Here is a 13,391-nt window from a genome sequence, read left to right on the forward strand (position 1 = left end):
CTCCCTACTTTAAGTATACCACTGCCTAATAGAAAATTTGAAAAAAACGTCCCCAAAATAAAAAAAGCAATAGCCACTTTCGGCTATTGCTTCAAAAACGTTTCTTCTATTACATATGTTCCGCAACTAAAGCTTTCAATTGATCTTTTGTATGCACCCCAATTGCTTTATCAACGACTTGGCCGTCTTTTTTCAACAACAAAGTTGGAATAGACATGATCCCGAATGAAGCTGGTGTTTCAGGATTTTCATCCACATCCATTTTCACGATCTTCAATTCGTCTTCCTCATATTCATTCGCTAATTGTTCCAAGATCGGCGCTTGCATCCGACATGGACCACACCAAGTTGCCCAAAAATCAATAAGGACTAAGCCTTTATCGGTTTCTTCTGAAAAAGTTTTATCAGTAATTTCTTTTGCCATCGTACTTCCCCTCCATTTTTAAAACTAAAAAAAGTATACCACGTATCGGAAGTTTTTTAAAATCGTCTGCTTACAAAAGGTAAGGGTTCTTAAAGGTTAGTTAAACTTCACAATGGTCGCCCCATTGCCCCCTTGATTTGCTGGCGCAAATTCAAAACTTTTCACCGAGCGATGATTTTTTAGGTAGTCAGTGATCCCTTGACGCAATGCGCCGGTTCCTTTTCCGTGGACGATCGTCACTTGCGGATAGCCTGCCAAAATCGCTGCATCTAAATACTGATCCACTTCATTGAGGGCTTCTTCGTACCGCTTACCGCGTAAATCCAACTGATTGACCACTGGACTGCTGTCAGCAGAACGAATCGTATTGACGATACGCTGTGTAGGCTCCTTCACTGGCGCTGCTGGTTGGAGATCTGTTTCTGGCAAATTCATTTTCAAAATACCGATTTGGACTTGCCATTGATTTTTGCCTGCTTTTTTCAATAAGACCCCGCGCTGCCCATAAGATGTTACAAGCACTTCGTCTCCTTCTTTCAGCGTCTTGGCTGCTTTGGCTTTTTGCAGAACCTTGTTTTTTTGCAGATGTTCTTCTTGTTGCAGTCCTGATAACTTGGTGCGCGCGTCGATCAGCTCGTGTTCTTTGACCTTCGTTTGACCGCCGGCTAACTGCATTTTACGAATATCGGCAATGATTTTTTCAGATTCTTCTTTGGCTTCTTCAACGATCTGATTGGCTTTTTGCCGAGCTTTCGCCAATTCTTTTTCACGTTCTTCAAAGAAATAACTATAGGCTGCTTCTAGCTCTTGGTGCAAGCGGGCCGCTTCTTTTACATGATGACGGACTTCAAGATACTCGGTTTCCGTCATTTTTCTTCGATTTTCTAAATCAGCGATCATTTCATTCAGGTCTTGGCTTTCTCCATCCATGATCTCTTTGGCTTGATCAATGATCGTATCTGGCAAGCCAAGTCTTTTCGAAATCTCAAACGCATTGCTTCGTCCTGGAACCCCGATCAACAAGCGATAGGTCGGACTTAAGGTATCAACATCAAATTCCATAGAGGCATTGATCGTATTGGATCGGTTATAGCCATAAACCTTCAATTCAGGATAATGGGTCGTCGCCATGACATAAGCCGACTTAGCCCCAAGTTCGTCCAAAATCGCAATCGCTAGTGCCGCCCCTTCTTGAGGATCGGTTCCTGCGCCTAATTCATCAAAGAGAACTAAGCTTGTCTCGTCGACTTTTTTCAACACTTCAACGATCGTTGTCATATGAGAAGAAAAGGTCGATAGACTTTGCTCAATGGATTGTTCATCCCCAATGTCCGCAAAAATCTCATTGAAGACACCCATTTGGCTTTCTTCTTCTGCCAGAATTGGTAAACCAGCTTGGCCCATGATCTGCAATAGCCCTAATGTTTTTAAGGTGATGGTTTTCCCACCGGTATTCGGCCCAGTAATGACAACGGCTTGATAGTCTTTTCCAATCGTAATATCGTTAGGAACGACTTTTTCTTGATCGATCAATGGATGACGTGCTTGCTTAAAAAAGACATGGTTGTCTTGATTGATCGCTGGTACGATTGCCTTCATCTCTTTTCCAAAACGAGCCTTGGCATTCATGAAATCCATGATCCCGATCACATACGCATTATGGAGAATCTCTCTTTGATATGGGGCTAACTCTGCTGACAATTCTGCTAGAATACGTGTAATTTCATCCCGTTCCGCAATTTGATGCTGGCGCAAACGGTTATTTTGTTCCACTACTTGTTTCGGTTCGATAAACAAGGTTTGACCAGAGGAACTTTGGTCGTGGACTACCCCGCCGAAAACACCTCGGTACTCTTGTTTGACTGGAATCACATAACGCTCATTTCGCATGGTTACGATCGTATCACTTAGATACTTTGCATTGCCACCTCGGACGATGCCATCCAATGTCTCGCGAATCGTCCGTTCTGCTCGTCGGATCGATTGGCGAATTCCACGTAGTGCTGGAGAGGCATCATCTGTGACTCGGCCATCCTCATCGATAGCTTCTTTCAAGCGTCGATTCAAGGTTGGCAAAGACACCAACTGTTCTTCCCAGTGATACAAGCGGGAAAATTCAATCTCGCTTTCAGACAAATCAGCAAAAAAGCGTTTCAATTCCTGCGTAGTTGATAAGACACGGGCAACTTGTGCCAACTCAATGCCGTTTAAATCGGCGCCAATTTCGATCCGTTTCATTTGGGGACGAATATTCTCAATCTTTGGTACAGGGATTCCGCCTCTTAAACGTTGGATCTTGATCGCGTCTTCTGTTTCTGCTAGCCAAGAGGAAATGACTTGCGCATCACTTGATGGCGCAAGCTTTGCTAAGGCTTCTTTTCCTTGGGCTGTTACAATATACTGACCGATTTGACTCTTTACTTGTTCAAATCCTAAAACATCAAGGATCTTAGTATTCATTCTTTTCTCACCTGCTTTGTTTTAACTTTTTGTTCCTAAGAAAAAGGCAGAATGGCTCTGCAACCATCTGCCTGCTTTTTACCCAATCACATCTGTGATCCACAATCGATAGAAGTAATCTGAGAGAATCGGCGACCGATCAACGATGAAATTCGCAGTTCCGCTCGTTTCAAACAGATTTTGAATCGTGGCAAACGGGATCATTGAGAGAATCATGAAAAACATGTACAAATTGATATACATCAAGATAACATTCAAAACACCCGCAACTGCCCAGTCATAACCACCTAAAAAACTTAGGCGTTTGTAACGCAAACTGTCTGCAAAAATCACCACTAGTTTTGTGATCAGCCATCCAGCAAAGAGCACCATCACAAAAGCGATGGCTGCATAATAGGCTTTGTCTAAATCTAAAGCCAGTTCCATATCGTAGTATTTTAACTTTGAGTCCGCCGTTACTGACATATAAGGAACATAGAGCTCAATTTTCTTCGCAATTTCTTGGTAATTTGCTACTGCAAAGAAAAAAGAGATCAAATAGCCCAAAACTGAGACCAATTGTAAACTGGTTCCGCGCCGTGCGCCGCCGTAAAAGGCTGCCAACAACAAAACCAAGACAAATAATCCAATCATTTAGGTATCCTTTCTACGCCGCACTACCCATGGGCTGTCTTTTCTTGAATTTTTCGTTTCCTTTGTTCATTTAAGATCTGTTGTGCTTCCACATGATTATGGATCTCCACATCACTGCGACCTGTCTCATCGAGAACTTTCCGTGCTTCGGATTCAATCGCTTCGATCCGCTTAATGCGATTCTCAAGCTCCGTTGCTTTAATGGCTTGTCCTCGCAGCTCGTCCACCTTTTTTTGTAGGACCAAAAGCTGTTCTTGTTTTTTCAGCTGGTCGGAAACAGCGTTGATCGCTAATAAGATCGACGCTTGTTCTTGATCGGTTTGTGGCGATAATTGCATGATCTCAAGCAGTTGGTCATTGACCAATCTTGTCACCATATCCATGTGTTCTTTGCTTTCGCGTCCAATAATCGTGTAACTTTGATTCGCGATAACTGCTTTATAACGTTTCTTTTGCTCCGTCATAGGAATATTTCCTCCCATTGCTTACATTCTGTTCTATTCTATCACTTATTGAACATGTGTCGCAAACTCTTAACTATTATACGTGATTTTCTTATGAATTTCCATGCCAATCGTTTGTTTGCTGATCGTCTTAGTAAAAAAGAATAAGAAGTATGGTAAAATCTTAAAGTATCCTTTTGTCTACCTAAAAAAAGACAAAAAATCAGGAGGAATCAAATGAGTACGATCGTTATCAAAGTACCAACTTCAACTATCCAAAAGATGCAGCAATTTTACCAACGAGATTTGCTAGCTAAGAAAGTTCCTTATACAGTGTTTGTCGCCAAAAAAGGGCCAACGACGATCACTGCTTATACGTCAGGAAAAGTCATGTTCCAAGGAGCGACTGCTGAAAAAGAAGCTTCCTTATGGGGCGATACGGCAAGTGCTGTACCAGATAAGAAAAAAGCGACTGTTTCATCCACTGCGTTGCCAGCAGGATTTAGCGAAAAAAGCGTCGTCGGCAGTGACGAGGTCGGTAATGGCAGTTATTTCGGTCCTTTGGTGGTCTGTGCCGTCTATGCAAAAAAAGAGCAATTACCACAGCTGAAAGCTTTAGGAGTCAAGGACTCAAAAATGCTGACAGATCCAGAGATCCGTAAGATGGCGCCGAAAATCAAAGAATTGGTTCCTTACCAATTGCTCACCGTCACGCCCAGCAAATACAACGAGATCCAACCAAAATACAACACAGTCCGAATGAAAGTTGCTTTGCATAATCAAGCCATTCGTTTGCTTTTGCAAAAGATTGCTCCTGAGACACCAGATGCCATTTTGATCGATCAGTTCACGAGCGAAAAAAATTATCGCACCTATTTAAAGTCGGAACAAGTAGCGGTCACTGAAAAGCTCTATTTTGCGACGAAAGGTGAACAATATCATTTAGCAGTAGCGGCAGCCTCTATTTTATGTCGTACAGTCTTTTTGGATGAATTAGATGCAGCCTCTAAAGAAGTCGGTTTGCGCTTGCCTTCTGGCGCCCACGCAGCTGCTGATCAAGTTGCAGCAAAATTACTGCAGCAAGGTGGCATAGCACTATTAGGCCAATATGCCAAACTGCATTTTGCGAATACCGAAAAAGCACAGAAACTTGCCAAGCTGTGAGTTCTCGTATTTTCAAAAAAACTGCCGCTACTTCTGAATAAAGGAAGCAGCGGCAGTTTTTGTCCTCAGTACCAGTTGAATGCTGGGAATCAAAGCCCTAAGCCAGCTGCTTCGATTCCCATCGTGATCAACCCAGCCAAATAATTTTCTGAAAACCGATCGGAAAAGTGTAATTTTGGCAAGACGCCATATTGAAACACTGCTGCCAGCTGCTTTTCCAAAAAGGAGCGCGACACGAGCGCCTGCCATTCAGAGGGCAAAAACAAAATGACTTGATGCGGGTCCGTCACTGCCACGATCGCTTGAAGAGTGGCAGTCACTTGTTCTGGGGTCGCCTCTGTTGCCAAAGGGTAAGAAGCCGTGTAGAGATGCGGCAAATGCTTGATTTCGCCACTTAAATGGTTGGCTCCTTTAAAGAGCTGTTGGTCGATGACCAGTCCCGCACCTGGCGGATAATTTTTCGGAAAATAAATGCCAGCCACGATTTTTTTCTCTTCTTTGAAATGAAATACCGCAGCATTCACGTCATTCTCAATAAGCGTTTTTACAGCGATCTCCTTTTCAATCAATTCCCCTAGCGCCATGTCCTTAAATGCTGGAGCATCCATGATCTTCAGTCTTCCAGCAATTTCCACACCAGGAATTCCCACGACTGCCAAGCTGATTTTCGGGTATTCCTGTTTTATCTGACGAATCACTTGCAAGAACTGCGGCAATCGGCCCTCTGCTGACTGCTCATGATGCAAAATGTTCCCGACGAGATCGACGACTGAAAAACGAATCACGATCTGCTGGTCTTCTTCGATAAACTGAATGATCAACAACAGTGTCCGTTGCGCATTGTACTGGTAAGCCGCAGCTTGACGTCCTCCCGTTCGTTGCGGTTGATCCGTCGTCAAAAGCAACTGCTTTTCAATCAATTCAGGAAGCAGCTTGTTGATCGTTACCACGCTTAATTGAGAGGCATCTGCCAGTTGGCGCTTGGTCATAGGCGCTTGCTGCTGTTTTAGCAAATCCAGCAATACTGCCTGATTATGTAATTTAATGGTCGTTGGCTGATAAGCTTTCATTTTTCTCCCCCTCAACGCTCCTATTTTAACAGATAAAAAGCTGGGAATATACCTTTATTAATTTTGTTAACAAAGGTATAATAGAAGCAACTTATTAAACAAAGTTTACTAAGTTCAAAAAAAAACGATCTATATTGCTTATTAAAGGAGTTGTCGATAATGAAAATTGAACACATCGCACTATATGTCAATGATTTGGAAAAAATGAGGACATTTTATGAAACCTACTTTCAGGCGGTCAGCAACACAAAATACCATAATCCGAAAACAGGCTTTCAGTCCTATTTTTTGACCTTTGATTCTGGAAGTCGGTTAGAATTAACGACCAAGAAATTTTTAAGCCCTCGTATCAGCGAAAGCTTAGGCTACACTCACCTTGCGATTGCAGTTGGTGATCAAGCTGACGTCGATCGATACGCTCAACGGTTTGTTGAAGATGGCTACCCTCTTTTAAATGGTCCTCGTACAACAGGCGATGGCTATTATGAAGCAGTTGTCCAAGACCCCGAAGGCAATTTGATTGAATTAACCACCGACGATTTACCGTCTTAGAAAGGATTTTGCAATGAAAGAAGACTTTGATTATCAAGCGATGTTGGCTGGTCAATTGTATCAAGCTGCTGGCATTCTCCCTGAGAATGGTTCAGCGGAGGGAAAAAAACGTGCCCAGGAAATCAACCACTTACCAGTCGATGACCGAGAACGAATCATCGCCAAAGAAAAAGCACTCTTTGGCAAATTTGGGCAGCATTGCTTTGTCCAACCACCCCTTTATGTTGATTATGGTCGCCATGTTGAGATTGGTGATCACTTTTATGCCAATATGGATTGCATTTTTTTAGATGTCAATAAGATTCTGATTGGTGATCATGTGATGGTGGGACCACGGGTCAGCTTCTATACCGCCGGTCATCCAATCGATTCTGTGGTCCGCAGTCAAGATTTGGAATTTGGCCTACCGATCACCGTCGAAGATTACGTTTGGATCGGGGGCAATAGTACGATTTTACCAGGTGTCACGATCGGCAAACATGCCATCGTCGCTGCTGGTTCCGTCGTCACAAAAGATGTGCCGCCGAATACGATCGTCGGTGGCAATCCAGCCCGTGTGATCCGTGAGATTCAGCCGGCTGACAAAGAACATTGGGAAACTGCCGCCCAGCTCTATCATCAAAAACGAGCAGACTGGCAGAAGCAGCAAAAATAACGAAACAAAAGGAGACGCCATGATTTTTACAGACTATCACGTCCATAGTGATTACAGCGATGATTCTTGGTATTTGATGGAAGATGTAGTCAAAGACGCCATTAAACTAGGCTTAGCAGAAATCTGCTTTACCGATCATGTGGATTATGGAGTCAAAGAAGACTGGCAAGCGACGGATACGTACCTCGTCGGGGCCAATAAAGTTGTAAAAAATGTCTACTACGACTTGTATTTTAACGAACTGGCACGCTTAAAAGAAACATACAGTGACCAAATCAAGCTAAAAACTGGGCTGGAATTTGGGATACAAATGCACACGATCCCACAATTTACCCGTCTTTATCATTCGCATCCCTTTGACTTCATTTTACTTTCCGTTCATCAGGTAGACGATCAAGAATTTTGGACTGGAGAATTTCAAAAAGGACGCAGCCAACAGGAATGCTACGAGCGCTATTATGATGAAATGTATCAACTAGTCACGACATATAAAGAGTATTCCGTCTTAGCCCATATGGATTTGATTCGTCGTTATTTAGATAAAGAGAAGGACGCTTTTGAACAAACGAAAGAACAAATCGCAGAGATCTTGAAAGTCGTGATCAAAAATGGCAAAGGCATTGAACTGAATACCTCTTCCCACCGTTACGGAATCAACGGGTATACGCCATCGATCGAGATCCTCAAGCTTTATCGTGACTTGGGGGGAAGCGTGATAACCATCGGCAGCGACAGTCATAAACCAGAGCACCTCGGGTTTCAAATCAAAGAGGGACAAGATCTTTTACGGTCATTAGGATTTACTAAGCTCTGTACGTTTGAACAGATGCAGCCGATTTTTCATCGTTTTGCTTAACCTGCACAAAAGCTCCGTCTTTTGCAAAAATCATCCCCTCGTCTTTCGTTATGAACCTAAGTATTTTAAACAAAAAAAAGAACGACCGCAGATTAAAGCGGTCGTTCTTTTTTTAGACATTAGTTCGTCCAAGCAGCAACTTCTTCTGGGTGATTGGCTACCCAATCTTTGGCTGCATCTTCGGCTGACGTTCCGTCATTGATTGCTAACATGACTTCTTCCATGTCTTCTTGTGTCCAGTTGAAACGATCAAGTACTTCGTAGACTTCTGGCATATCATCTGCTAATCCTTGGCGTACAACAGTGTTGATGCTTTCTGCTTCACCCATTGTTCCTTCTGGATCATCCAGATATTTCAGATCATATTTCGCAAACATCCAATGTGGAGACCAGCCAGTAATAACGATCTCATCTTGGTTCTTGATGGCTTGGCCTAATGCCACTGTCATCGCTCCTGAAGAAGAGGTAGCGACATTCCAATCGGAAAGGTTGTCATACGTTGCAACCGTATTTTCCGCTGCATTTACGACACCAGCGCCTGGTTCGATACCAGTGATGGTTTTTCCAGCTTCGTCAGAAAGGTCTGCGATGGAATCTACATCCATATAACTTGGTACAACGATCCCCAGTTTTGCCCCCTCTAAGTTAGGACCTAAGTTTTCAACTTGGTCTTGGTACTGTTCATACTGGGATTGATGCGTAGATGGCAGCCAAGCAGCAACCATCCCGTCAACTTCCCCTTTTGCCACCGATTCCCACATGATGGCATTATCCAAAGGCGTCGTATTGACTTCGTAGCCCATTTGCGACAAAACTTCTGCCACCACATGGGTAGATGCAACTTCCGTATCCCATTCGACATACGCCAAGTTCACCGTGCCTTTGCTGTCAGAAACATTTCCAAAGGCAAACGATGCGCCAATCAAAGCAACGACTGCCGCTGCAGCAATCCCGCCAAAAAGACGTTTTTGTTTGCGACTTGTCTTGCTGGCTGCTTTTTGATGTGCCGAACGATTCAAATTCTGGGTAAAGCGATCCATGATGATCGCCAAAATAACTAAGGATACCCCACTGACAAATCCGTTACCGACTTGTGCTCGTTGCAAGGCGGACAAGACGCCGCGCCCTAACCCAGGAGCACCGATCATTGACGCGATCACGACCATTGATAATGCCAGCATCGTGGTTTGGTTGACCCCAGCCAAAATAGTGCTTTTGGCTAGTGGCAATTCTAATTTGATCAGTTTTTGCCAGCCAGTCCCACCGAAGGAATCAGAGGCTTCCACCAATTCACGAGAAATTTGGCGAATCCCTAAGTTCGTCATCCGAACGGTTGGTGGTAGAGCAAAGATCACTGAGGCGAAGACCCCAGGAACCATCCCGATCCCAAAGAAAGCAACCGCAGGAATCAAATAAACGAAACCAGGCATCGTTTGCATAAAGTCTAAGATCGGCGTCACGATACTTTGCGCTTTTTCGCTTTTCGCCATTAAGATCCCTAGTGGAATCCCAATGATGATCGAAACCAAACTCGACAACAAGACCAACGTCACGGTGTTCATCAAGTCTGTCCATAACCCTTGGTTATAGATGAACAGCAACCCGACAAAAGTAAAAGCTGGCAAGCCGAATTTTTTGCGTGAAACGAAAAAGGCAGCAGCCGTCAATAAGACGATCATTAATAACGGTGGTACAAACAGTAATACATTTGTAATAGCGTCCATGATAAATTGTCCGAAAGACTGTAAGGCTGAAAACAATCCACTGAAAGTTCCTGTTAGCCAATCAGTAAAGTTTTCGACCCAATCAGCCACCGGAATCGTATGTTGTAAGAAATTATCCATTTGTCACTACCCCTTCCTCTGCTTGAGCGGCTGAATCAGTCTCAGCCAATGCTTCAATCACACTTCCGCGGATCACGACTCCGATCAAGCGATCGTTTTCTACCACGGCTAAAGGTGTAGGCGAATCATAGATCAAATTGAAGATATCCGTTACCAGCATATCTTTATCGATCTTTTTAACATTTTTATCAATAACTTCCTTCAAGGTCAGATTGTTTTTCCGTGCCTCACGAGCAGACTCGGCTGTCAGGCTTCCTTTTAGGTGACGACGTTTGTCGACGGCTAACAGCATGCTGACTTCTTCTTTCCGCATCCGGTTCAATGCTACGCTTGGTCCATCGATCTCGATGTTCGTCGTCAATGCTGGGACCATGATGTTTTGCGCAGTCAAGACTTTGGAACGATCGACATCTTCCACGAAATCACGCACGTATTGGTTGGCAGGATTCGTCAAAATATCTTCTCCTGTACCGATCTGCATGATCTGACCATCTTTCATTAAAGCGATCCGGTCACCGATCCGCAAGGCCTCGTTCAAATCATGGGTGATAAAGATAATCGTTTTTTGAACATTGGCTTGCAATTCTAAAAGTTCATCTTGCATTTCACGGCGAATCAGCGGATCTAATGCTGAAAAGGCCTCATCCATCAAGAGGATCTCTGGATCATTGGCTAACGCACGGGCAAGTCCCACACGCTGTTGCATCCCTCCAGACAGCTGGTCAGGGTATTGGTCTTTAAAAGAAAGCAATCCTGAGTTTTCTAACGCTTTTTCCGCTTTCGCTGTTCGTTCTTCTTTCGAGACCCCACGGACTTCTAGTCCGTATTCTGTGTTCTCTAAAATTGTCCGATGAGGGAAAAGGCCAAAGCTTTGGAAAACCATGTTGATTTTGTGACGGCGAACTTCTCGTAGTTCCTCTTTACTCATTTTGGCAACATCCACGCCATCTATGTAAATATCTCCGCCAGACGGCTCGATCAATCGATTTAATAGTCGAATCAATGTTGACTTCCCGCTTCCAGAAAGGCCCATGATGACGAAAATCTCGCCTTCGTTGACTTCAAAGTTCACATCATAGACCCCAACGGTGGCACCCGTTTTTTCTAAAATCTCGTTTTTGCTGCGTTGTTCTTTGACCATGGCAAGAGCTTGCTGCTTTTTCTTACCGAAGATTTTGGTTAAGTGTTCCACTTTAACTTTACTCAAATGATTAATACTCCTTTTTCTGAAAAATTTCACGAAAGTGACCATACTATCTTAACAAGATGTGGTCACTTTGTCAAAAAAAATTTCCCCATGCTTTTTCTTTTGCAAAAAAAGCATGGGAATCAGGAAAAAGAATTACGCTGAATGGTCCGTTGGATAGAAGAAATTGGTCATGCGCTGCAACGCCAATTCATTCCCGACAAAATAAATCGTATTGCCTGCACTGAATTTCGCATAAGGTCCCGGTGACAACAACAATTCTTCGGTTGTTTGGATCGCGATGATCGTCGCCCCTGTTGCCTGCCAAACATTCAATTCGTTGATACTTTTTTCCAAATGCTGCGCCTGTTCCGTCAGCTGAAGCTCAAAGGGCACAAACGGACTCATGTGGTGTACCTTTTTGGTTTGCTGCACTAGCGTGTTCAACAAGTCAGAAAAATTATCCAGCTCTTGCTGCTGCCGCTCCACACTGTCTAAAATATCTTGTCTAATTTCTTGGATCGACTGCACATCTTGGTATTGTTCCACAAAGGCCTGTGCTTTTTCCTTTGAAGCAATATAGGCGCCGCTGCCATGACGGACGTCCATGATTTCTAAATCAACTAATACATTGATCGCTTTGCGGGCTGTTTCAGGAGAGACATTGAAATTGCTGGCTAATGTTGAGCGTGCATGGATCTTTTGCCCAACTTGGTAGCGATTTTCAACGATTCGTTCCGCGATCGCTACGGCAATCTGCTGATAACGAGGCAAAGCGACCTTCTTTTTATCTTGAAACTTATTCGTCATGATGAACTTCCTTTACTTTTTTTTCATCATAACAAGAAACATTGTTGGTGGCAACTATTCACTGGTTCGCGAATTTTTGATCAAGCGGGCACGAATGATCGCTGTTTCTTGCTGTATCTGCTGCTGTATATCTTGCAGCAGTGTTTCATTTGTCTCATCAAGATCAATCAAAGTATAGGCAACTCCGGCTTTTCTCTCACTCGCCAAATTATCGATATCCACGCCTGCTTCAGAAATGATCCGCAATAATGGGGCAAAAGCACCAGGCTTGTCGTGATAAAACAGCGCTAAGCGATACGGTGCCAAAAAAGGCAACTCTGCATGGGGGAAATTGACCGATTCTTGAATCGTCCCAGCGCGTAAATAGGCATGCATGCGATCAAAAACTACGTGGTCCCCCTTTTCCAAGGCATTGGTAGTACTGCCGCCGATATGCGGATAACACAACACTTTCGGTTGTCCGATCAAGCCCGCACTAGGAAAATCAGTGATGTATTGTTTGAGCTGATTTTTGGCTAATGCTTCTAAGACGGCTGCTTCTTCCACGATTTCCCCGCGACCAAAATTCATCAACACTGCATTTTTTTTCATCTGCTGAATCGTTTGTCGATTCAGCATGCCTTTGGTCTCTTGACTTAAAGGGAGCAAGACCACCACAAAATCTGATTCGGTCAACAGCATTTGCAGGTCACTGACTTGCTCGTAATCGTGTGCTGCTTTCTTCGTTCGGGCATAGCCCAAAACCTCCATCCCTAGCTGATGACAGGCTTTTGCCACCCGTTCACCGATCTCTCCTAACCCTAAAATACCGATGGTTTTTCCAGCTAATTCTTCGCCAATCACTTCTTTTCGCCGTTCTTCAGCTACCTTCAACACCTCTTCTGCTTCAATTTGACCGGACGCTAGTTCTTCTTGTAAATCGGCTACCGTCTGGATCGCTTTGAATAAGGGGCGAACGCTGAGAAATAAATTGGATAGCACCAACTCTTTGACTGCATTGGCATTGACACCAGGACTATTGAAAACTACTGTGCCATTTTGAGTACACCGTGCCAAATCGATCGTATTGGTGCCTGTTCCTGAGCGAGCGATCACAGCTAATTCTGGAGTGATCAATTCGTTAGGAACCGTTGAACTGCGCACAAACAGCGCCTCTGGGGCCGCTTGATTTTTTAACGAGTATCCTTTTTTGATTGCTCGCTTAGCTATCGTTTCGGTCATCTTATCTAACTGATAAATCGTCTCCATAAAGCAGACCTCCTTTTGTCTTTAGTGCGTATTAGTCAAATAGTAC

Annotated in this window: 13 protein-coding genes; 4 read left to right on the forward strand and 9 right to left on the reverse strand. The window is 43.8% G+C overall.

Going from position 1 to position 13,391, the window contains the following annotated elements:
- Positions 1 to 109 precede the first annotated feature (109 nt).
- The 4 genes from trxA to zapA all read right to left on the reverse strand — a co-directional run bounded on the left by trxA (position 110) and on the right by zapA (position 3,981).
- Positions 110 to 424 (reverse strand): thioredoxin, encoded by a 315-nt coding sequence (trxA, locus tag IGI73_RS12130; protein WP_005228645.1) that lies wholly within the window; start codon positions 422 to 424, stop codon positions 110 to 112.
- A gap of 96 nt (positions 425 to 520) precedes the next feature.
- Entirely contained in the window at positions 521 to 2,884 is a 2,364-nt protein-coding gene (locus tag IGI73_RS12135) for an endonuclease MutS2 (protein WP_074933413.1), read from the reverse strand.
- Between the two features lie 78 nt (positions 2,885 to 2,962).
- The gene (locus IGI73_RS12140; RefSeq protein ID WP_010749817.1) at positions 2,963 to 3,517 is read right to left on the reverse strand and encodes a CvpA family protein; all 555 of its coding nucleotides are present in this window, start codon (positions 3,515 to 3,517) and stop codon (positions 2,963 to 2,965) included.
- A gap of 23 nt (positions 3,518 to 3,540) precedes the next feature.
- On the reverse strand, positions 3,541 to 3,981 hold the full coding sequence (gene zapA / locus IGI73_RS12145) for a cell division protein ZapA (RefSeq protein WP_005228634.1): 441 nt from the start codon (positions 3,979 to 3,981) through the stop codon (positions 3,541 to 3,543).
- 216 nt (positions 3,982 to 4,197) lie between these two features.
- Here zapA and rnhC point away from each other — a divergent pair, with 216 nt between their 5' ends.
- The gene (rnhC, locus tag IGI73_RS12150) at positions 4,198 to 5,124 is read left to right on the forward strand and encodes a ribonuclease HIII (protein ID WP_005228632.1); all 927 of its coding nucleotides are present in this window, start codon (positions 4,198 to 4,200) and stop codon (positions 5,122 to 5,124) included.
- Positions 5,125 to 5,213: 89 nt separating this feature from the next.
- Here the strand turns inward: rnhC and IGI73_RS12155 are convergent, their stop codons facing one another.
- Positions 5,214 to 6,194: an ROK family protein gene (locus IGI73_RS12155; protein ID WP_438759232.1), complete on the reverse strand. Its 981-nt coding sequence runs from the start codon at positions 6,192 to 6,194 to the stop codon at positions 5,214 to 5,216.
- Positions 6,195 to 6,353: 159 nt separating this feature from the next.
- On the opposite strand from IGI73_RS12155, the gene IGI73_RS12160 reads away from it, so the two are divergent.
- Genes IGI73_RS12160 through IGI73_RS12170 form a run of 3 tightly spaced genes read left to right on the forward strand, consistent with a single transcriptional unit; the run spans position 6,354 to position 8,257 of the window.
- Entirely contained in the window at positions 6,354 to 6,746 is a 393-nt protein-coding gene (locus IGI73_RS12160; RefSeq protein WP_010749819.1) for a VOC family protein, read from the forward strand.
- 13 nt (positions 6,747 to 6,759) lie between these two features.
- Positions 6,760 to 7,401 (forward strand): sugar O-acetyltransferase, encoded by a 642-nt coding sequence (locus IGI73_RS12165; RefSeq protein WP_016608797.1) that lies wholly within the window; start codon positions 6,760 to 6,762, stop codon positions 7,399 to 7,401.
- A 19-nt stretch (positions 7,402 to 7,420) separates the two neighbouring features.
- On the forward strand, positions 7,421 to 8,257 hold the full coding sequence (locus tag IGI73_RS12170; protein WP_005228616.1) for a histidinol-phosphatase HisJ family protein: 837 nt from the start codon (positions 7,421 to 7,423) through the stop codon (positions 8,255 to 8,257).
- 119 nt (positions 8,258 to 8,376) lie between these two features.
- Here IGI73_RS12170 and IGI73_RS12175 read toward each other — a convergent pair whose 3' ends face one another.
- The 4 genes from IGI73_RS12175 to IGI73_RS12190 all read right to left on the reverse strand — a co-directional run bounded on the left by IGI73_RS12175 (position 8,377) and on the right by IGI73_RS12190 (position 13,345).
- Positions 8,377 to 10,101 carry an ABC transporter permease/substrate binding protein gene (locus IGI73_RS12175; RefSeq protein WP_005228611.1) on the reverse strand — a complete coding sequence of 575 codons (1,725 nt, stop codon included), beginning with the start codon at positions 10,099 to 10,101 and terminating at the stop codon, positions 8,377 to 8,379.
- The gene (locus tag IGI73_RS12180) at positions 10,094 to 11,308 is read right to left on the reverse strand and encodes a quaternary amine ABC transporter ATP-binding protein (RefSeq protein ID WP_005228609.1); all 1,215 of its coding nucleotides are present in this window, start codon (positions 11,306 to 11,308) and stop codon (positions 10,094 to 10,096) included. Before IGI73_RS12180 ends, IGI73_RS12175 begins: the two co-directional genes overlap by 8 nt.
- 135 nt (positions 11,309 to 11,443) lie before the next feature.
- The gene (locus IGI73_RS12185) at positions 11,444 to 12,097 is read right to left on the reverse strand and encodes a GntR family transcriptional regulator (RefSeq protein ID WP_005228608.1); all 654 of its coding nucleotides are present in this window, start codon (positions 12,095 to 12,097) and stop codon (positions 11,444 to 11,446) included.
- Positions 12,098 to 12,151: 54 nt separating this feature from the next.
- A complete protein-coding gene (locus IGI73_RS12190) occupies positions 12,152 to 13,345 on the reverse strand; it encodes an NAD(P)-dependent oxidoreductase (protein ID WP_438759233.1) in 1,194 nt (397 codons plus the stop codon).
- Between the last annotated feature and the right edge of the window lie 46 nt (positions 13,346 to 13,391).

Origin of the sequence: Enterococcus sp. DIV0755f (genome assembly GCF_051713725.1) — a bacterium.
Classification (GTDB): Bacteria; Bacillota; Bacilli; order Lactobacillales; family Enterococcaceae; genus Enterococcus_D; species Enterococcus_D casseliflavus.

Excerpts from the sequence above, each read along its gene's own strand:
- trxA (WP_005228645.1), bottom strand. The coding sequence starts at position 424 with ATGGCAAAAGAAATTACTGATAAAACTTTTTCAGAAGAAACCGATAAA.
- IGI73_RS12135 (WP_074933413.1), bottom strand. The coding sequence starts at position 2,884 with ATGAATACTAAGATCCTTGATGTTTTAGGATTTGAACAAGTAAAGAGT.
- IGI73_RS12140 (WP_010749817.1), bottom strand. The coding sequence starts at position 3,517 with ATGATTGGATTATTTGTCTTGGTTTTGTTGTTGGCAGCCTTTTACGGC.
- zapA (WP_005228634.1), bottom strand. The coding sequence starts at position 3,981 with ATGACGGAGCAAAAGAAACGTTATAAAGCAGTTATCGCGAATCAAAGT.
- rnhC (WP_005228632.1), top strand. The coding sequence starts at position 4,198 with ATGAGTACGATCGTTATCAAAGTACCAACTTCAACTATCCAAAAGATG.
- IGI73_RS12155 (WP_438759232.1), bottom strand. The coding sequence starts at position 6,194 with ATGAAAGCTTATCAGCCAACGACCATTAAATTACATAATCAGGCAGTA.
- IGI73_RS12160 (WP_010749819.1), top strand. The coding sequence starts at position 6,354 with ATGAAAATTGAACACATCGCACTATATGTCAATGATTTGGAAAAAATG.
- IGI73_RS12165 (WP_016608797.1), top strand. The coding sequence starts at position 6,760 with ATGAAAGAAGACTTTGATTATCAAGCGATGTTGGCTGGTCAATTGTAT.
- IGI73_RS12170 (WP_005228616.1), top strand. The coding sequence starts at position 7,421 with ATGATTTTTACAGACTATCACGTCCATAGTGATTACAGCGATGATTCT.
- IGI73_RS12175 (WP_005228611.1), bottom strand. The coding sequence starts at position 10,101 with ATGGATAATTTCTTACAACATACGATTCCGGTGGCTGATTGGGTCGAA.
- IGI73_RS12185 (WP_005228608.1), bottom strand. The coding sequence starts at position 12,097 with ATGACGAATAAGTTTCAAGATAAAAAGAAGGTCGCTTTGCCTCGTTAT.
- IGI73_RS12190 (WP_438759233.1), bottom strand. The coding sequence starts at position 13,345 with ATGGAGACGATTTATCAGTTAGATAAGATGACCGAAACGATAGCTAAG.